Genomic DNA, 24,176 nt, shown 5'->3' with positions numbered 1-24,176 from the left:
TCCCCCCCCCCCCCCCCCCCACCCCCCCACCCCCCCCCCCCCCCCCCCCCCCCCCCCCCCCCCCCCCCCCCCCCCGCAGGGGGAACGGCCGGCGGCTCGGCACCCCCGTGGGGCGGCCGCCGGTCCGGGTCAGCTGTGGCGGCCGCCGCGGCCCCACGACTGGCTGTCCAGCACGTTCCCGCGGTTGTCGCGCAGGGTGGCGGTGTCGCGCTTGTCCCAGATCTGCTGGCGGCGGCCCTGGTAGAGGTCGCGGTGGGTGTTGCGGCCCTGGCCGGTGTGGACCTTGACGCTGGAGCGGCCGTCCAGGCGGAAGTCGCTGAAGCGGTAGCGGTTGCCCTCGCGGTCGGTCAGCGTGAAGCCGCGCAGGTTGACGCTCTGGCGGCCCGTGTTCTTGACCTCGACCCACTCCCCGTTCAGGGCGCGGTTGGAGCGGTCGTCGCGGTTGGGGCTGTCGTACTGGACGCCGCCGATGACGACCGCGGAGCGCTGGCCCTTGTGGTCGCGTCCGTGGTCGGCGGCGACGGCCGGCAGGGCCGCCGCGCCGATGAGGGCGCCCGCGGCCACGAGGGAGGCGACCACGCGGCGGGTGGCGAGAGAAGCAGACATGGAGATGACCCCTTCAACAGACAGCCCGGTCCGGTCTCCTGAAAGCCGGACGGGCTCCGAACGGTTCCCGGCGTCCTGCCGAGGAGCCACACTCTGGCGCCCCCGGCTCGTCAAAAGGTGGATCATTCGGCGCGTGTTGCCAAATGCGGATATATCCGTGACTATCCCTTGAAGTCAATAAACATCTAAGCTGCGTTGGCGTACGCTCCTTCCCGTGCCACGTTCCCGCCTGCACCATGTCGCCGTCCTCGTCCTCGAAGGGGCCAAGCCGCTCGACGTCGGCATTCCCGCGCAGGTGTTCTCGACCCGCGCGAGCATGCCGTACGAGGTACGGGTGTGCGGTGCCGCGCCCGGTCTGGTGACCGGCGGAGACGGACTCTCGTACTACGTCGCACACGGCCTCGAAGCACTGGCCTGGGCCGACATCGTCTTCGTCCCCGGCTACCGCTTCCCCGACCGCGACGACCCGCCGCGGGCCGTCGTCGACGCGCTGATCGCGGCCCACGCCCGCGGCGCGCGACTCGCCGCCATCTCCACCGGTGCCTTCGCGCTCGCCGCCACCGGACTCCTCGACGGGAAACGCGCCACGACGCACTGGCACTACGCGCGGGCCCTGGCCGCGAAACGCCCGCTCGTACGGGTCGACGAGAACGTCCTGTTCGTGGACGAGGGCAGCGTGCTGACCTCGGCCGGCGCCGCCTCGGGCATCGACCTGTGCCTGCACGTCCTGCGGGGCGACCTCGGGGTGGCCGCGTCGAACCACGCCGCCCGGCGCCTGGTCGCGGCGCCCTACCGCAGTGGCGGTCAGGCACAGTACGTGCCCCGCAGCGTGCCCGAGGTGCTGGGCGAGCGGTTCGCCGCCACCCGCGAATGGGCGCTGCACCGGCTCGGCGAGCCCCTCACCCTGGAGATCCTCGCCCGGCACGCCGCCGTGTCGGCGCGCACCTTCTCGCGCCGCTTCGCCGAGGACACGGGGTACACGCCGATGCAGTGGGTCATGCGCGCCCGCGTGGACCTGGCCCGCGAGCTGCTGGAGCGGTCGGAGCGCGGCGTCGAGCAGATCGCCGCCGACGTCGGCCTCGGGACCGGATCCAACCTGCGGCTGCACTTCCAGCGGATCCTCGGCACGACGCCGAGCGAGTACCGGCGCACCTTCACCCGGGGCGAATAGCCGCGTGCCGCCACCCTTGGCGCGATCCTTGCGGACCGTGGCAATCCCGCCGCTGTCACGGCCGCGACCAGCGGGGGAACCTGGTGGCGAACCCGAAAGGACACGCCTCATGACTCGCATCGCCATCAACGGATTCGGCCGCATCGGACGCAACGTGCTGCGCGCGCTGCTCGAACGCGACAGCGACCTCGATGTCGTCGCCGTCAACGACCTCACCGAGCCCGCCACCCTGGCGCGGCTGCTCGCCTACGACACCACCTCGGGCCGGCTCGGCCGCCCGGTGTCCGTCGAGGGGAACGTCCTCGTCGTCGACGGCCGTCGCATCACGGTGCTGGCCGAGCGCGAGCCGGCGAACCTGCCGTGGGCAGAGCTCGGCGTCGACATCGTGCTGGAGGCCACCGGTCGTTTCACCTCGGCCAAGGCGGCCCGCGCCCACCTCGACGCGGGTGCGAAGAAGGTGCTGGTCAGCGCGCCGGCGGACGGCGCCGACGTCACGCTCGCCTTCGGGGTGAACACCGACGCGTACGACCCGGACCTGCACACGATCGTCTCGAACGCCTCCTGCACCACCAACGCGCTCGCACCCCTGGCCGCGGTCCTCGACGACCTCGCGGGCATCGAGCACGGCTTCATGACCACGGTGCACGCCTACACGCAGGAGCAGAACCTCCAGGACGGCCCGCACCGGGACGCCCGCCGCGCCCGCGCCGCCGCCGTCAACATCGTGCCGACCACGACGGGCGCCGCAAAGGCGATCGGCCTCGTCCTGCCGAACCTCGACGGCAAGCTGTCCGGCGACTCGATCCGCGTGCCGGTGCCCGTCGGGTCGATCGTCGAGCTCAACACGACCGTCGCCCGCGACGTGACGCGCGAGCAGGTGCTGGAGGCGTACCGTGCCGCGGCGCAGGGCCCGCTCGCCGGCGTGCTGGAGTACTCGCAGGACCCGCTCGTCTCCTCCGACATCACGGGCAACCCGGCCTCGTCGATCTTCGACTCGGAGCTGACCCGTGTCGAGGGCCGCCACGTCAAGGTCGTCGCCTGGTACGACAACGAGTGGGGCTTCTCCAACCGCGTGATCGACACGCTGCAGCTGCTCGCCACGCGCTGACCGCAGGCCGGTGCACGGGGATGGGGACGGGGCGCCCGCGGCGGCGGGCGCCCCGTCCTGCTCCCAGGACGGCCGGCGGGCCCTTGCCGCCCACCCGGACACCGCCCCCACCGGCGGCGACAACGTTCGGTTGTCGAGGTGGCCGGACGGTTGTTGGATCCACGGGGGCCCGTGCGGTGAGCTGTGACCAGAGCGGTCCGACGGACCGCCGGACACAGCCACCGAACGGAGCTCCCCATGACCGGCACCGACCCCAAGGCCGTCGTCACCCGATACGTCGAAGCGGTGCGCGACGGCGACCTCCCCGCCATCCGCGACAGCTTCGCGCACGACGCCACCTGGACCTACCCCGGCGACCTGCCGATATCCGGCACCTACGAGGGCCGCACCGCCATCCTGGAGGACTTCCTCGGCTCCGTCGGCCCGCTGATCCGGCCCGGCACCACCGTGATCGAGCTGACCCACGCCTTCGCCGACGGCGACCAGGTCCTCGCCGAATGGACCTCGACGGCGACCACGGTCGACGGCGCCGCCTACGCCAACCGCTGCGCCGGGGTGTTCACCGTCCGCGACGGGCGGATCGCCGCGGTGCGCGAGTACGCGGACACCCGGCACACCGCGGACGTGCTCTTCCCCGCACACCGCCGCTGATCCCCCCCGGCCACGGCCTAGTCGTCGCCCCACTCGTCGGGCGCCCCGCCCAGCCAGCGGATCGGCGGCCACCCCACGGCGGTCTCCAGACCGGCCGCACGGAACATCTCGACCACATCGGCCAGGGAGTGCGCCATGCCGAGCGGGCGGTCCTCGCCGTGCACGTGCGCGACCACCGCCCGGCCACCCCCGGGAGCGACCGGATGGACGACGACGTGCAGGCGATCGGGCATGCCCCCAGCGTGCGTGCGCCGAGGCGCTCCGGCACGCCGGGCGCTCCGTACGGGCGACGCCGTCGGTCAGACGATGCCGATGACGAACGAAGCCCGGTATCCGGCGCCGTCCCGTACCGGGTTCAGCGTCAGCCCGGCGCCCTTGGAGGCGAACCGGTCGTCCCGGGTGTTGGGGTGCGCGGGAGCCTTGCGGCGGGAGTAGGGATCGCCCGCGTACACCGCGTTGAGCAGTTCCTCGGGCAGGAACAGCTGGGAGGAGACCGCGGTGCGGCGCCCGGGGCGGACCTTGAAGTGCACGTGCGGGGCGATGTGCGCGTACCAGCCCGGCACGATGGTGCGGAACGACACGCGGCCGTCCCCGTCGGTGGTCTGGGTGCCGCGCAGATAGGTGGCGCCGCGCTGCGAGTACAGGCCGGAGGCATCGGCGTGCCAGATGTCCACGGCCGCCTGCGCCAGCGGGGCGCACCCCTTGGCGGCCCGTACGATCTGCAGGTCCAGCCGCAACGGGACGCCTTGGCGGTCCTCCGTGACGTCGGAGCGGATCTGGCTCTTCGGGGTGTAGTACGGGCCCTCCCCGGTCTCGGCGGCGAGCACGCAGGACGGTGGCGGGCCGGACGGGTTCGGCGTGACGGCCCGTACGGCGGCGGCCCGGCCGGCGGCCGCCTCCGCCGTACCGTCCCGCCTTCCGGTACACGCCGATGCCAGACCGGTGAGGGCGGTGGTGCCGACGGCCAGCAGCAGCGTACGTCGGCGGGTGTCCAGGGGGCGGGGCTCGGGAGTCACGGCGCGCCTTTCGCGGGGGTCGGGGCCATGGGCTCCACCGTGGCGCAGCCGCTCCCGCGCCTCTCCCGACACGCCGCCGCGCGGCCCCCGCTTACCTCCCCTCGGCCGACGCACCCGACGGGTGCCGGGCCGGCCGGCGCGGCCGCCTACGGGTGGCGGGCCGTGACCACGTAGTAGTCGAGGATCCGCCGCTCGTACGCCTTCAGGAAGGTCCGCGGCCAGGTGCCCGGTGCCCACAGCCGGGACAGCCAGGCGTCCCAGCCGGCCCAGACCCGGTGGCCGATCGACTCGGCCCGCGCCCCCGCGAGCCCGGACGCCGTGAGTGCGTCGGTGAGGGCGGACACGGGGCGGGCGATGTCCAGCCCGTTCGCGTAGGTGTCCAGCAGCAGGGCCAGTTCCCCGTCCAGGGCCGGCGCGTCGTCCGCGGTGAAGAAGCTGGCGACGGCGACCCGTCCGCCCGGACGCAGCACGCGCGCCGTCTCCGCGGCGAAGGCGGCCAGGTCCGGGAAGTGCTGCGCCGCCTCCACGCTGACGACGGCATCGAACTCGCCGTCCGCGAAGGGCATCCGCTCCGCCGCGCCCCGTACGAATCTCAGCCGTTCCGGAGCTTCGTCCAGGAGGCCCGCGTGAGCCTCCCGGGCCCGCTGCAACTGGGCGGGGTGGATGTCCATGCCGGTGACCCCGGCGGGGTGGTGCTCGCGCAGGGCCAGCGCACAGCCCATGCCGAGCCCGCAGCCCACTTCGAGGACCCGCAGCCGATCCAGCGGCCCGGCGGCGTCGAGGACCCGCCGGTAGAGGTCCTGCTGGCTGCGGATCCGCTCCGCCTCGCCGAGCGGGGCCGTCAGGTCGATGCCGTTCCAGTAGCCGAAGTTGATGAACCCGCCGGCGAAGACCGGCTCCCCGCTCAGGTCCGCGGGCCCGTACGTCTCCCGCACCGCGGGCCGCATGGCGGGGAAGGACTCCTCGGCCTCGAACGCCACGCCGTGCCACCTCCGGGAAAACGCGGAACGCCGCCGAACGTACGGACACGCCCAGTCTGGCACCATCCGTACGCCCGACCGGGGCGCGCCCGGACCTGTGGCCGGTGTCGTACCCCGGACGGCCGGAAACGAGCGGTGCGGCAGGTGGCCTGCCGGACCGTCAGGCCCGTCCGGACCGGTGGCGCGAAAGTGATCATCGATCCGGTATCCGGACGTGCGGTCCCTATGCTGACGCCATGCTCGACATACCTCTTTCAGCGCTGGAAGTCGCGATGGTCCAGACGGACTCCCGCGCCCTTGACACCCTGCGGGACACCGCGGCCTTCGCTCAGGGAATCGAACAACTGGGCTACCACCGCGTCTGGTACGCCGAGCACCACCATTCGCCCGCGATCGGAGCGTTCCCGCCGGTCGTGCTGATCGCGCACGCCGCCGCCTCGACCTCGGCCGTCCGTCTCGGCTCCGGCGGCGTACTGGCCCCCAACCACGCCCCCGTCATGCTCGCGGAGCAGTTCGGAACGCTGGCAGCCCTCCACGAGGACCGCATCGACCTGGGCATCGGCCGCGGCCCCGGGACCTTCGACGAGGGCATCGCACGGGCACTGCGCCGCGGAGCCGGACCGGTCACCGACGAGGAGTACCGCGACGACGTGGCCGCCACCCTGTCCTTCCTGGTGGACGAGGTCGCCCTGGGCCCGCTGCCGGAGCCGTGGCTGCTGGCCTCCAGCACGGCGGGCGCGGCCCTCGCCGCCGAGCTCGGTCTGCCGGTGGCCGTGGCGCACCACATCCGGCCGGACAACACCCGGGCGGTCCTGGAGCGTTACCGCGCGGAGTTCACCCCGTCCCGCTGGTGCGAGCGGCCGCGCGTGCTGCTGTGCGTGGAGACCGTGTGCGCCGAGACGGAAGAGGAGGCCGCGTGGCGCGTCGGACCGATGGACGTCGTCAAGGCCGGGCTCCTCAAGGGGGTGAGCGACCTGCCGTTCCCCACCCCGGCGGCCGCCGCCGCGCACCCGTTCACGCAGGAGGAGCGGCAGGCGCTGGCCCACTTCCGGGCACAGCAGGCCGTCGGGACGCCCGAGACCGTCGTACGACGGCTCGCCGGACTGGCGCGCGAGACGGGCGCGGACGAGCTGATGCTCACCACGCCCGTGTACGACCTCGGCGACCGCCTGCGCTCCTACGAGCTGGTCAGGAAGTACGTGGAGGCCACCGCCGCGCCGTAGGCGACGGCGGGCCACCGGCGGTGGACGTCAGGACGGGCGGGCGGAGGAGAAGGCGGTGACGGTCACCTTGTTGTCGCACTCCGCGAAGATGCCGTCGTCCATGGCGATCTGGTGCGAGCCCGCGGCCGGGACGCCCAGGACGATCGTGGGGAAGGTGGCGGGCGTGGCGCCGGACACGCAGTAGCCGTCGGCCTCGCCCTGGACGTTGACGAAGGTGAGCTTGGTCCAGGCGCGGGCGCCCGGGGCCAGGGACACCACGGTGGCCGGACCGCTGTGGGTGGTGGCCAGCGGGAGGTTGTGGTCGGGCGAGCCGTTGCCGGCTCCGGCGACCGTCGGGAACCCCTGGACCGTGCAGGGGTGGGCCGAGGTGTTGGTCACCGAGACGACGGCGGCACCCGTTCCCGTACCCGGCGGCCGGACGTCGGCCTGGTGGGCGTCGGAGACCTTGACCTGCCCGATCGCGCAGGCCTTGGTCCCGCCGGCGGCTCCGGTACCGCCGGAGGAGGTACCTCCGGCCGGCTTCGGCTCGGCCGGTGCCGAACCCTTGGGCGTCGCGGACGGGGTCGAGGGGGTCGGGGGCGCCGACACCGACCCCGGGGACGACGGCTTCGCGACCGCGCCGTCCTCGCCGGTGGGCGTACAGCCCGTCATCATGGCCGCGACCGTCACCGCCGCCGCCAGGACCGCTGCGGTCCGGCCGACGCCTGCTGTGTACTGCATGAGCACTCCCCGAGGTCCACGACCGGTTCCACACCGGCACGCGTGGTCGGACACGCGACCGGGCCCCGCCCGGTTCTGCGGGGCACGCGGTTGTGGCGGTTCCGTGACGTGGGGCGGAGCCGGCGTGGCGAGACGTGCCGTGACCGGGCGAACCCCCGCCGTCCCCGGACGGGCCGCCCACCGCCCACAGCCCATCGCCAGCCGCCCACCGGCGCCCACCGCCGGCCGCCGCACGGCGAGGGCGCCCCCGTCCCCACGCCCGGGGCATGATGACGGGATGAACCTCTCCGCGACGGCCGGCGGCGGAAGCGGTGTCCCGGGCTCCCTCCGGGTCGCTCCCACGTTCCGGACCGCCGTCGCCTGGCTCCCTCCACCCGCGCTGTGGCCCCCCATCCAGGGCATCCGGGCCGAGCACGACCCCCAGATCCGCCGCTGGCCGCCGCACGTCAACCTGATCTTCGGCTTCGTCCCGGAGAGCGACTTCGCGGCCGCGGCCCCGCTACTGGCCGCGGTGGCCGCCGAGCGGGAGCCCTTCGCCATCCGCCTCAGCGGAGTGCGTACGTTCCGGCACCGCGCGTACGCCACGGTGTGGCTGGACCCGGCGGCAGCCGGCCTGACCCCCTGGACGGCGCTCCAGGACGCTCTGGCGGAGCCGTTCCCCTCGTGCCGCGGCCGGTTCCCCCGTTTCACCCCGCACCTGTCACTCGGCCGCGCCGCCCGGGACCCGCGCGGCCTGGCGGCGGAGTGCGCCGCACGCCTGGAGAGCATGGAGGCGCGGGTGGACCACGTCGTCCTGCTCGCCCGCCGGGACGACGAGCCCATGCGGCCCCGCGCCACGATCACCCTGGGCACCGGGGCGGTGGACTGGCACCGGGTCCCCGGCACCTGACGGCCCGACGGGCCCCGTCGCCGTCGACGCCGGCGGCCTGCCCTCCGCCTGTGGCGGAGATCACATGCAACGGGCCGGTGCCCGTCGTCTCCCTCACCTTCCTGGAGGCCTGGCGGCTCCGGGAGTCGCTCGACGAGGTGGTGAACCAGCGCGCACGGCTTATCGGGATCGCGACGAACGCCATCCGCAACACCCGCAGGGCGGCCCGTCGGCACTGCGAGGCGATGGCCCGGCTGCCGCCCCCCCCCCGACACGGTGCCCGACGTGGCGGACGCCGCCGTCTCCCGCATCGCCGACGCCACGCACGCGGCCGCGGCCCTGGCCGTACTGCACCGCCTGCGCCGTACGGACCGCGAAGTGCTCCTCCTGTACGTGTGGTCCGGACTCGGCCACGACGAGGTGGCGCGGGCGTGCGGGGTGGCCGTGGGCACCGTGCGTTGGCGCCTCTCCCGGGCCCGCGCCCGCCTGCACAAGCTCACCGAAGCCCACCTCGCCGAGCCTCCGGCCCCGGGGGACGCCCCCGCGCGGCACCCGGCGCCCCGAGCCACCAGGGAAGGAACCCTGTGAACGCCGTCGACCCCGCCGCCGACCACGACCCGCGCCCGGAACCGTCCGAGCCGGGGGACACCCTCCACCGCGTTCCCGGCCTCTCCGACGCGGACCTCCCCTTCCCCGGGCTGCGCCGGATCAGGGAGCACCTGATGCGCGAAGCGGCACCGACCCCCCGGCGACCGTCCCGCACCCGTCGGCCGGCGGCCGTGCTGCTCGCCGCCGGAGCGACGGCCTGCGCCGTGGTCCTGGCGGTCACCGTCGGGGGGCGCGGGTCCGAAGGCCGGGGGCCCGTCGCCGGCCCGCCCGAGCCGGCGGCCGTGCGGCTGCTCGACCGTGTGGCCGTCGCCGCCCGGGCCCTGCCCGCCCCGACGCTCCGCGACGATCAGTTCGTCTACACCCGGACCACGGGACACTCCACGGCCCTGACCGAGACCGCGAGCGGGGCCGTGGCGGCGTCCCGCACGGACGAGTCCGCCGAGCGCTGGCTCTCCGTCGACGGATCCGCCGAGTCGCTCGTGCGCACCGCTAGCGGCACCTCCACGGAGCCTGCCTACGGCAAGGGCACGGGCACCCCCGGCGGTCCCACGTACCGCTTCCTGAAATCGCTGCCGACGGACCCCGGCGAACTCCTGGAGCCGATCTACGCCGACACCCGCCGCAACCACGGTCCGGGCTGGGGCTCGACCACCGGCCCCGGCCGGGAGGCGTTCGTCGCCATCGGCGACCTGCTGCGGACGATGGAAGCCCCGCCCGGTGTGAGCGCCGCCCTGTACCGGGCGGCCGCGCGCATCCCCGGGGTGGTCTTCCTGCCCGAGGCGAAGGACGAGGCCGGACGCACGGGCGTGGCGGTCGCCCGTGTCCACGACGGCGAACCCACCGAATGGATCTTCGACAAGGACAGCCTGCGGCTGCTCGGCGAACGCACCGTCCTCCTGGAGGACGGTGCCTGGGGGAAGGCGGGGGACACGGTGACCTCGGTGGCCGTGATCGGACGGGGCGTCGCGGACCGGGCCGGGCAGGCACCGCGGCCGTAGCGCCGCGGCCCGGGGCGGGCCGGCGCCGAGGCGGCGGGAGCGTGTGACGCCCCCGAGCCGTCCGCCTACCGCGCCCGCATCAGCAGATGACCCCGCCGGAACCGCTCGCCTTCGCACGGCTCGCGCAGCATGCGGCCGACCTCCACGAACCCGGCCTCGCCGGCCAGCGCCGCGAGGGTGTCGACCGGCCAGCGGTAGGCCGTCGTCACCTTGTGGTCGAACGCTTCCACCGGGCCGCCCTCGGACTCGAAGAAGGCGACGAGCAGGGCGCCCCCTGCCGTCAGTACGCGACGGAACTCGGCGAGGTAGGCGGGTACGTGCCCCGGCGGGGCGTGGATGACCGAGTACCAGGAAAGGACGCCGTCGAGTACGCCGTCGGCCAGGTCCAGGGCGTCCATCGAACCGACGTCGAACCGCAGGCCGGGGTACTCCTGGCGGGCGAGCCCGATGAGCGCGGGCGAAAGGTCGATCCCGAACGCGTCGAGTCCCAGGCGCCGCAGATGGTCCGTCACATGTCCCGGGCCGCAACCCAGTTCGGCGACGGACGCGGACCCGGATCCGGACCGGGTGGTCTGTGCGAGTTCGGCGAATGCCGCGATGACCGAGCGGTCCAGTGGGAGACCGTCGAGCGCGTCACGGGCGAAATCGGTGTATACGACGGCGAGCGCGTCGTAGGCGTCGGCGGTCGCGCGCAGGTGCGGGGCTGGTTCGGTCACCGGGACACGGTAAGGGGCCCGGGACCGGACCCGGGCGGCGCTACGTCCACTGAAGATTCCACTTCCCGATAAGGCGATCAAAATGTACAATTTCTGCATATTTATATGAATTTTACCCATCCTTCGCGGGAGTGGCGACGAATCCCCGAGGCAACCGGAATCCGCGCCGTGCAGGAGATGAGATTCATGAACCTTCCCACCCGCTTCCGGCACCTGGCCGTCGGCGTGGCCACGACGGGCCTGCTGGCCGGGGGCGTGGCCCTCGGAGCCGCCGGATCCGCCTCGGCCGCAGCGGCGCCGACGTCGCCCACCCCCTCCTCGTCCGTCACCTCCGTCCTCACCGACGACCATGACAACAACGGCAACAGCAACAGGAGCAACAACAGCAACGGCTACGCCAACCACGACAACAACCGCGACGGCAACCACGATCAAGGGAACCGCCACGACCGCTGCTCGTGGGAGCGCGGCCACTGGAGCAAGATCTGGATCAGGGGGCACTACGAGAAGAAGTGGCACGAGGGCAGGTGGCACCCCGGTTACAAGGACCACGACGGCCGCTGGCATCCCGGATGGAAGAGCCACGGCTGGTGGGAGAAGTACTGGGTCCCCGGCCACCAGAGCACCCACTGGGTGAAGGGGCACTGGAACTGCCACGACAAGTGGTGACCGGAGTCCGATGCGATCCCGGACCCCACCGCGATCCCGACGGTGCGGCGGCAACCGCTCATTCAGGTACAAGACTTGACGGTAGCCAGCCCGCGAGTAGACCCGCAGCGCACCGTACGGCCGGCCCCGGGGGGTACGGCGGACCGCCACACCCCCCGGGGCCATGAAGGCTCCGGCCCCATCCACTGGAGGGGCTTGCGGTTCCGGTCCAGGATCTTGCCCCACACACCGCCGGTCTGGCGGCTGTACCAGCTGCCCACGCCGTTCCAGTCGTACGGGTTGCAGGTGGTGCAGTGCGGCAGCTCGAAGTGGTTGCCGCCTTCCCGGTACAGGCAGATGGCGGTCTCCCGGGCGATCTCCGGCATGGCGTCCTGGTGTTCGCGCGGCCGGCACAACGACGCCGCCTGCGCCGGCGCGGCCGCCGTGGTCAGGGACACGGTGGCGGTCAGTACGGCCGGTACGGCCGCCACCGCCGCCTCCTTCAGCCTTCGTAAGGGTCTTCGCACAGCGACCCCTTTCCTTTCTCCGGTCGGGTGACGATCGGGACGTGGTCGGCCGGCCCCCGTGTTCCGCACTCGTGCCGCCGCGGCCCAACGGCCCACGGCCCACGGCATCGTGCGGACCGGCCGACGTCCACACTCTGCCCGGCCACCGCTATGCGTTCCCGGGTCCGCCGCGCCGCCGGGGAGATGGCCGCACGACACGCGCAAGAGGCGTCGGAGAGCCTGCGCGCCGCGCTCGGCATGTGGCGCGGCACTCCGCTGGCGGGCGCCAACGCGGCCTTCGTGGAACCGGCTCGGCGCTACGCCGGGACCCGGCGCTTCCTCGCCGAGGAACTCGGCCTCGACCCCGGTCCGGAACTCTCCGCGATCCACGCGGCGATCCTCCGGGCCGACCCCGGACTGGAGGCTCCCGCGGTCGTCCCGGCGTTACGACCGGCAGCCCCGCGCCAACCGGCTCCCCGTACGCGCTCGCCACCGTCGTCACCCTGGCGCTCCGGGACCGGGGAGCCCCCGGGCCCCCGGCCGGTGCTGCCGCGCCCCCCACCCCGTCCGCCCCGCCCACGGCCGCGCCTACGGGCCCGGTCGGCGCACTGGCGCCCGTACGGGTGTTCAACATCGACGGGGACTGCAAGACCCAGACCGAACGGCTGCCCACGTGCAGGCTCGGCCTGGCCAAGAACCCGTACGTGACGTACGACCTGAACAACGTCGTATCGCACCGCGTCTGGCACGGCGACGTCCTGATGGCCGACTGCGTCGTGGTCAACGGGATCCGCGTCGAGGACGAGCACGGGGTGGGGACCCCCAACTGGTTCCGGGTCCACCTCACCGACGTCCCCGGCGGCACCGCCTGGCTCCCGGCGGTACGCACCCACGACGACCCCGGACTGCCCGTCTGCTCCACCTGACGCGCCCCGCCCGGAAGCGGGGGTCACCGCCCGACGGTGTTCATCAGGACGATCGCGGCGATGTCCGCGAGGATGACGGCGACGACGCCGATGATCATGGCCCAGGCCCTCTGCGAGTCGTCCAGCTGCATGCGGTGCCTCCTGGGGGGAACGTCCTCCCGCTCCGTGCCGGGCCCTGCGGGCAGCCCCGCAGGCCCGCCCTCCCGCCATGATGACCCCGTCCCGGGCCCACCGCAGCCCGGCCTCCGGCGGCCCGCCCGCCGGAGGCCACGACCAGCGGTTCCACCCGCCGGGACTGCCCCGGGACTGCCCCCGGGCGCTGCCCTGGGACAGGACCGTGACAGAGGCGTGGTGAACCGTGATCATCCGGGGGGTTAGGGTCACCGAGCCGATCGCCGCCGGAAAGCGGCCGGCCGCACCACGTCATCAACCTCGGGGGATCCACATCGTGTTGACCAACCGCCTGTTCCGTACCGCCGCGCCGATAGCCCTGGCCGCCCTCGCCCTCACCGGCTGCGGCCCGGACGACGGCGGGGCCCCGGCCGCCGCGTCGAAGGGGACGTTCGCCGCACCGCTCGCCCTCAAGACCGCGGCGGACGTGACCGAGACGCACTTCCCCGACAACCAGAAGACCCAGCTGAGCGTCACCCCGGTCTCGGTGGTCAAGGGAGACAAGGCCGCGGTGGAGAAGCTCGGTGTCGGGCTGCTGAACGGCAAGACCCCCTACTACGTCACCACCACCTACACCCACAAGGGCGGCGAGGCGGACAACGGCAGCTTCAACTTCAAGCTGCTGCTGCACGGCACCGACCCGAAGCGCGCCTACACCTTCGCCCCGTCGTGGGGGGCCAAGTTCGAGCCCTGCCAGGAGGCTTCCGACACCGACCTGCGCCTGGCCGCGGGCAAGTCCGTCACCACGTGCGAGATCTACCTGGTCCCGGAGGACGTGCAGCCGGCGTTCGTCGGCTTCCAGGGCGAGCGCGACGCCGGGAAGCCGAGCGACGAGACCGGCACCGCGCCCGAGGTCGTCTGGAAGGCGAGCTGACGGACGCCGCCCGCTCCGCCGTGCCCACCGGCGCGGGCGGGTCTACGGTGGACGGGTGCGCTACCGCTTCGCAGCCGTGGCACTGACGGTCGCGCTCTGCGCGTCCACGCCGTCCTGCGGCGTACCGGAGGCGGCCGCCCCGGGATTCCGGGCGGTGCCCGGGGTCCCGGTGACGGAGCTCTCCGCAGGCGTCTCGGCCGTTCCCGCCGGGAAGCTGGGCGCCAGCTACCGGCCCGGCTGCCCCGTACCCCCGGACCGGCTGCGGCTCGTCCGGATGAACCACTGGGGCTTCGACGGCAAGGTCCACCGGGGCGAGCTGATCGTCCACCGCGACGCCGTCGGCCCCGTGCTCCGCGTGTTCGCCCAGGCCTTCGAGGAGCGGTTCCCGATCCGCCGGATGCGCGTCACCGCCGAGTACGGCGGCAGCGACGAACGGGCCATGGCCGCCGACAACACCTCCGCCTTCAACTGCCGGCCGGTCACCGGCGACCCGGCCCGGCTCTCGCGGCACGCCTGGGGCGACGCCGTCGACATCAACCCCGTCGAGAACCCGTACGTCGACCGCTACGGCACGAGCCACCCGCCGAACGGGCGGCCCCACCTCGACCGCGACCGGGCGGGCCCCGGAGCGATCCGCGAGGACGACGCCGTCACCAGGGCCTTCGAGGCGGTGGGCTGGTCCTGGGGCGCCCGCTGGTCCGACCCGGACTACCAGCACTTCTCCGCGAACGGCGACTGAGTCCCCGCGGGCCCCGGGAGGCGCGTCTCAGCGGCACAGCGCCGTGTCGACCACGTCCTCGACGTGCTCCATGGCCGCCTTGTCGGTCGGCTGGATGGTCACCGCGATGTCGGCGGCCGCGCGGCCGTCCTCCCTGACCCCGCCCCGGGTCTCGTACCCGGGGAAGCTGCCGCCGTGGCCCCAGTAGACCCCGCCGCACGAGAGCGGCTTGCTGACGAGCCCCAGTCCGTAGCGCGCGCCGTGGCCGAAGTACTCGGCGGGAACGGTGGTGCGCATCTGGGCGAGCTGGGCGTCCGGGAGGAGACGGCCGGACAGCAGCGCCGTGTAGAACGTGTTGAGGTCGGAGTTGGTGGAGATCATCTGGCCCGCCGCCCAGGCCCACGAGGGGTCCATCTCGGTGACGTCGGTCAGGGGCGCGCCCGGCGATTCGCGGTCGTAGCCCTGGGGATGGGATTCGCGGATGCCCGTCTCGCCGGGGGAGGGGAAGTAGGTGTGGCGCAGTCCGGCACGCCGGACGACGCGCCGCTCCAGTTCCTCGGCGAGGGGGTGTTCGGTGACCTTCTCGACGATCAGGCCGGCCAGCACGTAGTTGGTGTTGCTGTACGCCCACTTCTTCCCGGGCTCGGAGGTGGCCTCGTGCCGCAGGGCGAAGCCGAGGAGCTCGCGCGGGTCGTACGGCCTGGGCCGGGGAACGTCGTTGAGGTAGTCGGGCAGCCCACTCGTGTGCTGCAGGAGGTGACGGACCTTGATGGCACGGCCGTCGATGCCCTCGCCGCGGACCAGGCCCGGCAGATAGGTGTCGACCGGGTCGTCGAGGCCGATCTTCCCCTCGCCGACCAGCTGCAGTACGGCCACCGCCGTGAACGCCTTGGTGTTGCTGCCGATCCGCACCTGCCCGTTCCTGGGCACCGCCGCTCCGGTGGCCAGGTCGCCCACCCCCGCCGTGTACGTACGGGTGTGCCCCTCGCGGTCCTGGACGCTCGCGAGCACACCGGGTATGCCGTCGGCGCGCACCAGCGCGTTCAGGCCTTGCTGGACGCTGTCGGGCCGGGCGGCGGCGAAGGCCGCGGGCTGGGCCAGGGCACCCGCCGCCAGAACACCGACGGCCACCGCGGCCAGGACCGGGAGGGCCCTGGGCCGACCGTTCCGCCGGCTGCCGGAACGGTGATCCTGCCCTGAGTGTGCGCGCACGGCTCAACTCCTGTGTAATCGTCGGGAAACCGGCATGTTCGCCGGGCCCAGCATGTCCGCAGGCGCGATCCCCCGACGATCCGGCTACCGCCCGGCCCGGGGGTGGGGCTAACCCCCTGGCCGGTCCGCCTGAGGTGCGGGCACGCCGAGACCCCGCCCCAGCAGTGACATCACGGCTGGGGCGGGGTCCCGGGCGGTCGGGCCCGTCGGGGCGGGAGGGGTCAGGTCCGGGCCGGCTCCGCGGAGGGGCCCGGCGCCGGCTGCGGCTTCGGCAGGGGCTCCGGACGCGGACGCGGGTGGACCGCCTCCTCCGGCAGCCTGGGCTCCAGGCGGAGGACTCCCAGGGCCGAGACGGTCGCGCCCGCCGCGAGCACCACCCACATCGCCGTCGGCGACAGGGTGAGCAGGGCCGTCAGCACGGCCGGCGCCAAGGCACTGGGCACCGCCCACGAGAGCTGGTAGACCGCGAGGTGACGGCCCCGGGTCTCCTCCGGAGCGGCCTGCGCGCACAACGCCGACGCCGTGGCGCCGTGCATCAGCTCGCCCGCCGTGAACAGGGCCGTCGCCACGAACACCCCGACCAGGACGACCGACTTGTCGCCCACCCCGGCGAGCGCCGCGAACACCACGAACGACGAGGCGAACACGGCCGCGCCCAGCGCCACCGCACGGGTGCGGCGGAAGGCGACGAGCGCCCGGGTGACGGGGATCTGCAGGAGCGCGATCCCGACCGTGTTGACCGCGTACAGGACGCCCACCAGCGAGGTCGACGCCCCCAGGTCCTGGGTGACGTACGCCGGGATGCCGACGGCCAGCACCGTGTAGCCGAACGCCGTCGGCACGTTGAGCAGGGTCAGGGCGAGGAAGGGCCGGTTGCGGGCGACCAGCCGGTAGCCGCCCTTGCGGGAGACCCGGGGGGCCGCGGAGTCCGGTGCCGTCCTGGGAATCGGGATGGAGCCGAAGCACACGGCGGCCAGCACGTACCCCGCGGCCGTGCAGAACACGATCACGTAGTAGAACGCGTCGCTGCCCAGGGCGAGGACCGCACCCGCGATCAGACCGCCCACACCCAGACCGGCGTTGCGCAGACTGCGCTGCGCGGCGAGCAGTTTGTCCCGCTCGGTGCCCCGGACGAACTCGGCGATGAAGGACTGGATCGCCGGCGGGTACGAGGTGTCGCCGAGCGCGACCAGGAGGATCACGGCGAACATGCTGACGCCGTTGTCCACCAGCGGGTACGTACAGAACCCGGCCGCCCGCAGCAGGTAGCCGCCGGTGACCACGGCCCGGGCCCCGAACCGGTCGATGAGGACGCCCGCCGCCGGATTGCTGACCAGCCCGATCACGGCGGCGGCGGTCATCAGGGTGCCGACCTGGGTGAGCGGGAGCCCGGTGACGTGGTGGAAGTACAGCAGGGACAGGGGCAGGTACATGCCGGCTCCGGTGGCGTCGACCACCATGCCCAGCATGTAGCGCGTCTTCGCCGACAGGCGGGCTCCGGTCATGGCGCGTCCCCGATCTCGCTGTGCTCGCGCACCCACACCCCGAGCTCACGCAGACGGCGCTCGCACTCCGTGCGGTTCGGTGCGGTGCCCACCGCGGCGGCGAGGAAGTCGGAGGAACCCGAAGCGGGCGCGATGACCTGGCCCTCCTCGGCGTACAGCCAGAACCCGGCGAGCCACGGCTCCTGCGGCAGCGGCGGCAGCGAGCGCACCAGACCCGGCTGCTTCATCAGGAGCATCTGTCCCGCCATGCACCGTGGCGCGGGCAGCTCACCGGACTCCGCGCGCTGCCGTACGGCAGCGTGGAGCTCGTGGCCGGCGTCGGCGCGCACCGCGTACTCGCCGAGGTGCACGTCGAACAGCGTCCCGAAGACCTCGCGGATCTTCGCGCCGCCGGGCCGGCAGGCGATCTCGCACAGCACCAGCCGGTCGTCCGGGGTGTGGAAGACCTCCATGTGGAAGGCGAAGTCGCGCAGCCGGGAACCCTCGGGGGCGAGCGCTGCCAGGACCTGCTCGGAGAGTTCGAGCAGGCGCGGGGTGATCGGGTCGTCCGCGTCGAGGGTGAGGTCGATGCGCGGGCCCGCGTCGGAGGCGAAGGAGGACAGGTCGTACTGGTACTGCGAGGGCCAGGCCATCGCCACCCGCCCGTCCGCCACCAGACCGTCCACGTGGCACATGCGGCCCGGGACGTAGTCCTCCAGCAGGACGTCGTCCCGCTCGCCCGCGCCGTACACCTCCGTCAGGCACTCCTCGAAGGACGCCTCGTCCTGCAGGATGCGCAGGCCGATCGCGTTGAAGCCCTGACGCTCCTTGAACACGACCGGGAAGCCCTCGGCCGCGGCGAACGTCCGCGCCTCTTCGGCGGTGCGCGGCTGCAGCCAGGCCGCGACCTCGATGCCCGCCGCCTGCGCGCGGGTCTTCATCAGCGCCTTGTCGCGGAACGGCAGCACGTCGCCGTACCAGGCGCCCGGCAGCCCGAACCGCTCGCGCAGCCGCGCGGCCCGCAGCATGTCCGCCTCGTGCAGCGCCGTCACCCCGGTGATCTCGTGCGCGGCGGCCAGTTCGAGCGCGCGGGCGTCGACCTCGTCCGCGTCGAAGTCGTCGAAGATCTCCAGGCGGGTGTAGCCGAGGTCGCCGTCGGGCACCTTCTCACCGGCGAGTTCGATCTTCTCGCGGGAGCCGAGGACGACGATGTCGCCGGTGTGCTCCGGCAGCCAGGACCGGAACGGGAACGGCTCCAGCGGATTGCGGTGCAGGATCAGCAGGTTCTCGCGCCGCTTGACCTCGGCCGGCCGCGCGAGGACGGTCTCCCCGTCCGGCTGCGCGAGGGTGATGCGGATGTGCTCCCGTATCACCTCGGCGCCGCGGCGTATCGCCGCCGTGGTGTCCCCGGCGGAGACGGCGATCAGGCCGAGCCGGTCCCAGTTGTCCTTCAGCGGCCGTACGTCGTCGCCGGGCCGGGCACTGACGCGGACGTCGATGACGCCCTGCGCGGCACGTGCCTCATCGACCCCGGCGACGGACTCCACACGGGTGCCGGGCGTGCCGACCAGGGTGCGCACGGCGGCGCCCCCGCGGGCCACGGGCCGGTCGGGCAGCTCCTCGGCCAGGCCGAAGGGGTGGGCGAGCGCCAGCGTGCTCAGGTCGATGCCGAACGCGCTCTGCACCAGCTCGGGGATGGCGTCACCGGCGATCCGGTTGTGGCCCTCGATCACGCGAGGGCCCTTGGCGGTGAGGCGCACCTCGGTGTGGCAGACCCCGTCGCGCATGCCCATCACGTCCAGGAAGCCGCGCACCGCGTCGCGCGCCGCGTCCTCGTCGGCCGCCGAGAGCCGGGCCGGTACGGCGTGGCCGAGCTCGGCGAAGTGGCCGTCCGAGGTGAACTTCTCCGTGATCGTCACGATCACGTGGCGGCCCGCGAAGCTGAAGGACTCGACGCTGAACTCGGGTCCGTCCAGGAACTCCTCCATCAGGAAGTCCTGCAGGACGAACAGCGAGGAGACGCGGTCGGTCCGGGTGCCGGAGAGCCGGACCACCTCGTCCCAGACCCGGTCGGCGTCCTCGGGTCCCTCGACCCGCTGGACACCGATGCTCGCGGTCGCGTCGACGGGCTTGACGATGAAGGGGAAGCCGTACGCCGCCCCGAAGGCGTCCAGGTCCTCGCGGGCGCGCAGGGAGCGGGCACCGACGGCGTGCGCCGGGTCGTGCTCGGCCACGTACCGCCGCATGGCGGCCTTGTCGCGGATCCGGGCGGTCACCTCGTAGCCGGTTCCCCCGAGGCCGTACAGGTCGTTGATCCGACCCGCGTTCTCCAGTCCGGGTTCGGTCAGGGAGAGGGCCGCCGCGAAGCCGGGACTCTCGTGCCAGGCCCGCACCAGGGGCTCGACCAGCGACCAGTCCGTGAAGTCCACGACCTCGACGGCAGCGGCGAGCGTGTTCTGCTCCTCGCTGACCTTGGTGGGGTGTTGGAGCAACAGCACGCTCAGTCCCAGGTCGTGGGCCTTCCGCACGGTCTCGTCGGTCCCGCCGACGAGCACCAGGGTGCGCTCGGGGTTCATTCGCTCTCATCTCCCCCTGCGTCAGCAGGGCATCTGGCTCGTACGGACTTCGTGGACGGGAAGGATCCGGGGGCGTACGGGATGTGCCGTCGGTCTTCGAAAGGTAACCAGGCGCGCTCGCGCGCGACTTGCACGCGCCTGGGCCGGAGCTCGCGCGGAGATGAGGCATCGTTCGGGCTCGACCGGGGAATGCCTCGAACACGGCTCGGGGCCGGCTCGCACGGGAGCGGAGCCGGAGCCGGGGCCGGGCCGGCGGCGGTGACGCGGGCGCCGATGCGGACGCGCGGAGGCGGTACCCGGGCATCGTGGGGGTCCGGGTACCGCCTCCGTCAACACCCCGCCTCCCGGAGCGCGACGGGCGGGCGGGGCGGTCGTTCGCGGGCCACCTGTTCGGGTGGGCAGCCCGTTCGGGTGGGCGGCCCGTTCAGGTGGGGAGCCCCACCGCCCGCTCCCGGGCGCGGCGCTTCTGGATCACCACCGCGGCCACGAGCAGGGCGCCCTGGGCGACGTTCTGCCAGAAGGGGTTCACGCCCTGCACGGTCAGCCCGTTGTCCAGGGCCCCGAGCAGGGTGACGGCGAGCAGTGTGCCGCCGACGCCGCCCTTGCCGCCCGCCAGGAGGCAGCCGCCGAGGGCCGCGGCGGTGATCGCCTTCAGTTCGAGGCCCTCGCTGCCGGACACGGGGTGCCCGAATCCGGTCCGGGCGGTGAGCAGCACTCCGGCGATCGCGGCGACGACACCGGCCAGGCCGTACACGGCGATCAGGTACTTGTTGATGTGGATGCCGGCGAGGCGGGCGGCCGTGTCGTTGCCTCCGATCGCGTAGATGTTGCGGCCGATGTCCGTGGACTTCAGCAGCAGGTGGACGGCGAGCGTGACCGCGGCGAGGATCCACAGCAGCACGGGGATCCCGGCGACCGAGCCGTTCGCGAGGAAGATGAAGACGTCGTCGTTGCTGACGTAGCCCTGGGCCGCCCCGTTGGAGAGGAGCTGGGCGACGCCCTTGTACGCGGCGAGGGTGGCCAGGGTGGCGATGACCGGGTTGACCCGGCCGTAGACGATGACCGCGCCGTTGAGCAGCCCGGCGAGCAGGCCGGTCCCGAGGGCGGCGGCGATGCCGAGCGGGGCGCTGGATCCGGTGGACGTGTAGACCATGGCCGAGACGACCGAGGCCAGGCCGACCTGGGAGCCGATGGAGATGTCCAGCGCGCCGCAGATGACGACGACGGTCTGGACGAGGGCCAGCAGGCCGGAGATGGTCACCGCGTCGCCGATGACCTTGAAGTTGGCCCAGGTCGCGTAGGCCGGGTTGAGCCAGCCGAAGAGGAGCAGGACGAGGACCAGTGCGGCGACGAGCCCGAGGTTCTGGCCGCCGAGGGCGCCGACGGCCGTGCCCAGCCGTCGCCCCGCCCCCGGCGCGGCGGCCGGCTCCGGATCCGGCTCCGGTGCGTGCGGGGGCGCGGCGGCGCCCCCGGACGCCTGGTCCCCCGTGGTCGCCGATTTCGCGTTCATGTGAGCCCTCCGTCGGTCGGCATCGGCGTCGGCGTGTGCTGCGGTGCGGGCGCCGTCGTGGTCAGGTCGTCGGCCATGGCCAGGGCGAGGACCGCCTCCTCCGTGGCCGCGGCGCGGTCGAGCTCGCCCGTGATCCGGCCCCCCTGCATGACGAGCACCCGGTCGGCGAGACCCAGTACCTCCGGCAGCTCGGAGGAGATGACCAGGAGCGCCACACCGGCGCGGGCCAGCTCGGCGATGATGCGGTGGATCTCCGCCTTGGCGCCGACGTCGACCCCGCGCGTCGGTTCGTCCAGGATCAGCACCCGGGGCCGACGGGCCAGCCAGCGGGCGAGTACCACCTTCTGCTGGTTGCCGCCCGACAGCGTGCGCACGTCCTGTTCCGTGGAGGGCGTACGGATCCGCAGCCGGCCGCCGTACTCGCGGGCGAGTTCCCTCTCGGCCGCCCGGCGTACGAAACGCAGCCGGCGCAGGCGTTCCAGGACGACGAGGGAGATGTTGTCGCGGACCGACCGGTCGAGGAACAGGGCCTGTTCCTTGCGTTCCTCAGGGGCCAGCCCGATGCCCGCGCGGATCGCGTCGGAGGGCCGTCGCAGCCGCAGCTCCTCGCCGAGGACCGAGACCGTGCCGGCGCGCAGCGGGAGGTCGCCGATCAGGGCCCGGGCCAGTTCGGAGCGCCCGGCGCCGACCAGTCCGGCCAGTGCGACCACTTCCCCGGCCCGGACCCGCAGGCTGATGCCGCGTACGTCGTCGGTGGTGAGCCCGCGTACGTCGAGGACGATCCGGCCGGTGGGCGCGCGGTCGCGGGCCGGGGCCGCCGAGAGGTCCCGGCCGACCATCATCCGTACGATCTCCGCCTCGTCGGTGGCCGCGGCGTCGCGCGTGCCGGCCAGGGCCCCGTCGCGCAGTACGGCCACCCGGTCGGCGAGCCGGAAGATCTCCCGCATGCGGTGGGAGACGTAGATGACGGCGATGCCCCGCGCGCGCAGTCGGCGGATCAGCGCGAACAGGGCCTCCACCTCGCTCTCGGAGAGGGAGGAGGTGGGCTCGTCGAACGCGACGACCTTGGCGTCACCCGTCAACGCCCTCAGGATCTCGACGAGTTGACGCTGGGCCGGGGTCAGTCCGATGCCCGGGGTGTCCGCGTCGAGGACCTGGTCGAAGCCGATCCGGACGAGGTCGTCCACGAGCCGGCGGCGCAGGGCCGCCCGGTCGAAGCGGCGGGCGCCACGGGTGGGCAGGGCTCCGAGGTAGACGTTCTCGGCGACGGTGAGGTGGGGGACGATCTCCGGCTCCTGGGGGATGAGCCGGATGCCCGCCCGCCGGGCGTCGGCGGGGGAGCGGAGCCGGACCGGGGCCCCGTCGACCTCGACCGTGCCGGAGTCCGGCGGGTGGTCACCACAGACGATCTTCAGCAGGGTCGACTTCCCGGCGCCGTTCTCGCCCATGAGCGCGGTGACCGTACCGGCGGGGAAGTCCAGGCCGACGCCCCGCAGGGCCCGGACGCCGCCGAAGCTCTTGGCGATGCCGGTCACGCGCAGCCCGCCGGCGGGCGGACCCGCGGACGCCGCTCTGTCGGACGCCGCCGTGTCGGACGCCGCCGAGGGAGGCCGGCTCACTTGCAGCCGAACCCGGCGTCGCGCCACGTGGTGGCGTCGACCATCCTGGTCGGGGCGAAGGCCTCGGGGGCGAATTCCCTGCCGTTCTTGATCTTGTCGTACATGGCCTGCACCGCCAGCCTGCCCACCTCGTCGCCCGGGATGTAGAGCGCGGCCCTCATCCCGTTGTCGGCACCGGCCTGCCAGTCCTTGCAGGCGAGATAGGCCCCGAGGCCGATCCCCGCGATGTCCGCGCCCTTGACGCCCGCGTTGTTCAGCCCCTTGACGCCACCGGAGACGTTCTCGTCGTTGCAGCCCATGACGACCCAGTGCCGGACGCCGCGGTTCGCGGTGACCGTGGCCTCGACCTTGGCCTGCGCGCCCGCCGGGGTGTTGTCCGTGCCGAGTTCGACGGTCTGGACCTCGGGGCCGCCGGCCTCCTTCCACGCGGACTTGGCTCCGTTGATCCGGTCGGTGCAGACGGTGGTGTCCTGTTTCCAGGCGTAGACGATCCGGGTGTCGGCGGCGCTCCAGCCGGCCTTCGTGAACTCGGCCGCCGCGCGCTTGCCGACCTCGGCTCCCATCTGGGTGCCGGAGAAGCCGACCCGTGCCACCAGATCGACCTTGTCGCACGCCGTCGGCTTGGGGCCGCCGGCGCACACCTGGTCGTCCGAGGTCAGCAGGGGAACGCCGGCCTTCCTGGCCTCGGCGGCGACCTGGGGGCCCACCGCCGACTCCGGCACCACGATGATGATGCCGGAGTTCTTCTGCGCGATCGCGGACTTGACCTCGGTGATGGTCTTCGAGGCGTCGTTGCCGAGGTTGACGACGGTGAGCTTGACGCCCAGCTCCTCGGCTTTCTTCCTGGCCCCCGACGCCTCGGAGACGAAGTACTCCTGATCCCCCTGTTTCTGCAGGTAGGCGATGGAGACCGGGCCGCTCGCCGGCGAGCCCGTCCCCGGGGCGGAGGCAGGCCTGCCGGAGGAGCAGGCCCCCAGGGCGAGGGTCAGGACGAGGGCGCCGGTCAGGACCGCGCCACGGCGGTACGGGTTCACGGACATGTACGGGAACTCCCTGTTCGGGGCGGACGGGCGGACGGGCGGACGGCGGGCAGGCGGACGGCTGGCCGTGGGCGCCGTCGGGTGCCGACGGCTGCGGATTCGGCCCCGGGGGGGGGGGGGGGGAGGGGGGGGGGGGGGGGAAAAAAAAAAAAAAAAAGGGAGACCCGGGACCACCCCACCCCACACGTCTTGGGTTGCAACACCTCCCCCACCCCCGGCCAAAAAA

25 protein-coding genes are annotated in these 24,176 nt (G+C 73.4%); 12 read left to right on the top strand and 13 right to left on the bottom strand.

Annotated elements, in window-relative coordinates; translation table 11 throughout:
• Window positions 1–129: 129 nt before the first annotated feature.
• Entirely contained in the window at window positions 130–606 is a 477-nt protein-coding gene (locus ACZ5D2_RS39515) for a lamin tail domain-containing protein (protein WP_371680607.1), read from the bottom strand.
• A 214-nt stretch (window positions 607–820) separates the two neighbouring features.
• On the opposite strand from ACZ5D2_RS39515, the gene ACZ5D2_RS39510 reads away from it, so the two are divergent.
• The 3 genes from ACZ5D2_RS39510 to ACZ5D2_RS39500 all read left to right on the top strand — a co-directional run bounded on the left by ACZ5D2_RS39510 (window position 821) and on the right by ACZ5D2_RS39500 (window position 3,536).
• Window positions 821–1,777, top strand: a complete 957-nt coding sequence (locus tag ACZ5D2_RS39510) for a GlxA family transcriptional regulator (RefSeq protein ID WP_371680608.1) — start codon at window positions 821–823, stop codon at window positions 1,775–1,777.
• Between the two features lie 109 nt (window positions 1,778–1,886).
• Window positions 1,887–2,885 (top strand): type I glyceraldehyde-3-phosphate dehydrogenase, encoded by a 999-nt coding sequence (gap, locus tag ACZ5D2_RS39505; protein ID WP_371680609.1) that lies wholly within the window; start codon window positions 1,887–1,889, stop codon window positions 2,883–2,885.
• Between the two features lie 237 nt (window positions 2,886–3,122).
• The gene (locus ACZ5D2_RS39500; protein WP_371680610.1) at window positions 3,123–3,536 is read left to right on the top strand and encodes a nuclear transport factor 2 family protein; all 414 of its coding nucleotides are present in this window, start codon (window positions 3,123–3,125) and stop codon (window positions 3,534–3,536) included.
• A 17-nt stretch (window positions 3,537–3,553) separates the two neighbouring features.
• On the opposite strand, the gene ACZ5D2_RS39495 is transcribed toward ACZ5D2_RS39500, so the two are convergent.
• The 3 genes from ACZ5D2_RS39495 to ACZ5D2_RS39485 all read right to left on the bottom strand — a co-directional run bounded on the left by ACZ5D2_RS39495 (window position 3,554) and on the right by ACZ5D2_RS39485 (window position 5,532).
• Complete coding sequence (locus ACZ5D2_RS39495) at window positions 3,554–3,769, bottom strand: hypothetical protein (RefSeq protein WP_280916107.1); 216 nt, start codon at window positions 3,767–3,769, stop codon at window positions 3,554–3,556.
• Between the two features lie 66 nt (window positions 3,770–3,835).
• A complete protein-coding gene (locus tag ACZ5D2_RS39490; protein WP_468936427.1) occupies window positions 3,836–4,552 on the bottom strand; it encodes a dioxygenase family protein in 717 nt (238 codons plus the stop codon).
• 146 nt (window positions 4,553–4,698) lie between these two features.
• Window positions 4,699–5,532: a class I SAM-dependent methyltransferase gene (locus ACZ5D2_RS39485; RefSeq protein WP_468936424.1), complete on the bottom strand. Its 834-nt coding sequence runs from the start codon at window positions 5,530–5,532 to the stop codon at window positions 4,699–4,701.
• 236 nt (window positions 5,533–5,768) lie between these two features.
• On the opposite strand from ACZ5D2_RS39485, the gene ACZ5D2_RS39480 reads away from it, so the two are divergent.
• Window positions 5,769–6,755, top strand: a complete 987-nt coding sequence (locus ACZ5D2_RS39480; protein WP_468936421.1) for an MsnO8 family LLM class oxidoreductase — start codon at window positions 5,769–5,771, stop codon at window positions 6,753–6,755.
• A 27-nt stretch (window positions 6,756–6,782) separates the two neighbouring features.
• Here ACZ5D2_RS39480 and ACZ5D2_RS39475 read toward each other — a convergent pair whose 3' ends face one another.
• Entirely contained in the window at window positions 6,783–7,475 is a 693-nt protein-coding gene (locus tag ACZ5D2_RS39475) for a DUF4232 domain-containing protein (protein WP_468936418.1), read from the bottom strand.
• A gap of 277 nt (window positions 7,476–7,752) precedes the next feature.
• Between ACZ5D2_RS39475 and ACZ5D2_RS39470 the strand changes: the two genes are divergently transcribed.
• From ACZ5D2_RS39470 to ACZ5D2_RS39460, 3 genes are all read left to right on the top strand, one after another.
• On the top strand, window positions 7,753–8,364 hold the full coding sequence (locus ACZ5D2_RS39470) for a 2'-5' RNA ligase family protein (protein WP_371680616.1): 612 nt from the start codon (window positions 7,753–7,755) through the stop codon (window positions 8,362–8,364).
• Between the two features lie 264 nt (window positions 8,365–8,628).
• On the top strand, window positions 8,629–8,931 hold the full coding sequence (locus ACZ5D2_RS39465; RefSeq protein WP_468936415.1) for an RNA polymerase sigma factor: 303 nt from the start codon (window positions 8,629–8,631) through the stop codon (window positions 8,929–8,931).
• A complete protein-coding gene (locus ACZ5D2_RS39460) occupies window positions 8,928–9,950 on the top strand; it encodes a CU044_5270 family protein (RefSeq protein ID WP_468936412.1) in 1,023 nt (340 codons plus the stop codon). Before ACZ5D2_RS39465 ends, ACZ5D2_RS39460 begins: the two co-directional genes overlap by 4 nt.
• Window positions 9,951–10,015: 65 nt before the next feature.
• Here ACZ5D2_RS39460 and ACZ5D2_RS39455 read toward each other — a convergent pair whose 3' ends face one another.
• The gene (locus ACZ5D2_RS39455) at window positions 10,016–10,666 is read right to left on the bottom strand and encodes a class I SAM-dependent methyltransferase (protein WP_371680619.1); all 651 of its coding nucleotides are present in this window, start codon (window positions 10,664–10,666) and stop codon (window positions 10,016–10,018) included.
• 186 nt (window positions 10,667–10,852) lie between these two features.
• On the opposite strand from ACZ5D2_RS39455, the gene ACZ5D2_RS39450 reads away from it, so the two are divergent.
• Window positions 10,853–11,335 (top strand): hypothetical protein, encoded by a 483-nt coding sequence (locus tag ACZ5D2_RS39450; RefSeq protein ID WP_468936409.1) that lies wholly within the window; start codon window positions 10,853–10,855, stop codon window positions 11,333–11,335.
• 62 nt (window positions 11,336–11,397) lie between these two features.
• On the opposite strand, the gene ACZ5D2_RS39445 is transcribed toward ACZ5D2_RS39450, so the two are convergent.
• Window positions 11,398–11,805: a hypothetical protein gene (locus ACZ5D2_RS39445; RefSeq protein WP_468936407.1), complete on the bottom strand. Its 408-nt coding sequence runs from the start codon at window positions 11,803–11,805 to the stop codon at window positions 11,398–11,400.
• Window positions 11,806–11,991: 186 nt separating this feature from the next.
• On the opposite strand from ACZ5D2_RS39445, the gene ACZ5D2_RS39440 reads away from it, so the two are divergent.
• The 4 genes from ACZ5D2_RS39440 (at window position 11,992) to ACZ5D2_RS39425 (ending at window position 14,530) form a co-directional block, all read left to right on the top strand.
• Window positions 11,992–12,528, top strand: coding sequence for a BTAD domain-containing putative transcriptional regulator (locus tag ACZ5D2_RS39440; RefSeq protein ID WP_468936404.1), 537 nt, complete (start codon window positions 11,992–11,994; stop codon window positions 12,526–12,528).
• Complete coding sequence (locus ACZ5D2_RS39435) at window positions 12,444–12,746, top strand: hypothetical protein (protein ID WP_468936434.1); 303 nt, start codon at window positions 12,444–12,446, stop codon at window positions 12,744–12,746. Before ACZ5D2_RS39440 ends, ACZ5D2_RS39435 begins: the two co-directional genes overlap by 85 nt.
• 448 nt (window positions 12,747–13,194) lie before the next feature.
• On the top strand, window positions 13,195–13,791 hold the full coding sequence (locus ACZ5D2_RS39430; RefSeq protein ID WP_468936401.1) for a hypothetical protein: 597 nt from the start codon (window positions 13,195–13,197) through the stop codon (window positions 13,789–13,791).
• A 55-nt stretch (window positions 13,792–13,846) separates the two neighbouring features.
• A complete protein-coding gene (locus ACZ5D2_RS39425) occupies window positions 13,847–14,530 on the top strand; it encodes a M15 family metallopeptidase (protein WP_371680624.1) in 684 nt (227 codons plus the stop codon).
• Window positions 14,531–14,557: 27 nt separating this feature from the next.
• On the opposite strand, the gene ACZ5D2_RS39420 is transcribed toward ACZ5D2_RS39425, so the two are convergent.
• The 6 genes from ACZ5D2_RS39420 to ACZ5D2_RS39395 form a co-directional block, all read right to left on the bottom strand.
• Window positions 14,558–15,721 (bottom strand): serine hydrolase domain-containing protein, encoded by a 1,164-nt coding sequence (locus ACZ5D2_RS39420; protein ID WP_468936398.1) that lies wholly within the window; start codon window positions 15,719–15,721, stop codon window positions 14,558–14,560.
• A gap of 221 nt (window positions 15,722–15,942) precedes the next feature.
• Window positions 15,943–17,226, bottom strand: coding sequence for an MDR family MFS transporter (locus ACZ5D2_RS39415; RefSeq protein WP_371680627.1), 1,284 nt, complete (start codon window positions 17,224–17,226; stop codon window positions 15,943–15,945).
• The gene (locus ACZ5D2_RS39410) at window positions 17,223–19,781 is read right to left on the bottom strand and encodes an ATP-grasp domain-containing protein (protein WP_371680628.1); all 2,559 of its coding nucleotides are present in this window, start codon (window positions 19,779–19,781) and stop codon (window positions 17,223–17,225) included. Before ACZ5D2_RS39410 ends, ACZ5D2_RS39415 begins: the two co-directional genes overlap by 4 nt.
• A gap of 424 nt (window positions 19,782–20,205) precedes the next feature.
• Complete coding sequence (locus ACZ5D2_RS39405) at window positions 20,206–21,291, bottom strand: ABC transporter permease (RefSeq protein WP_468936393.1); 1,086 nt, start codon at window positions 21,289–21,291, stop codon at window positions 20,206–20,208.
• Entirely contained in the window at window positions 21,288–22,826 is a 1,539-nt protein-coding gene (locus ACZ5D2_RS39400; protein WP_468936390.1) for a sugar ABC transporter ATP-binding protein, read from the bottom strand. The genes ACZ5D2_RS39405 and ACZ5D2_RS39400 overlap by 4 nt, the downstream gene beginning before the upstream one ends.
• A gap of 80 nt (window positions 22,827–22,906) precedes the next feature.
• Window positions 22,907–23,950 carry a substrate-binding domain-containing protein gene (locus ACZ5D2_RS39395; protein ID WP_468936387.1) on the bottom strand — a complete coding sequence of 348 codons (1,044 nt, stop codon included), beginning with the start codon at window positions 23,948–23,950 and terminating at the stop codon, window positions 22,907–22,909.
• Window positions 23,951–24,176 lie beyond the last annotated feature (226 nt).

It is taken from the genome of Streptomyces sp. NPDC031479, from assembly GCF_055581065.1.
This window is presented reverse-complemented; position numbering and strand designations above follow the sequence as displayed.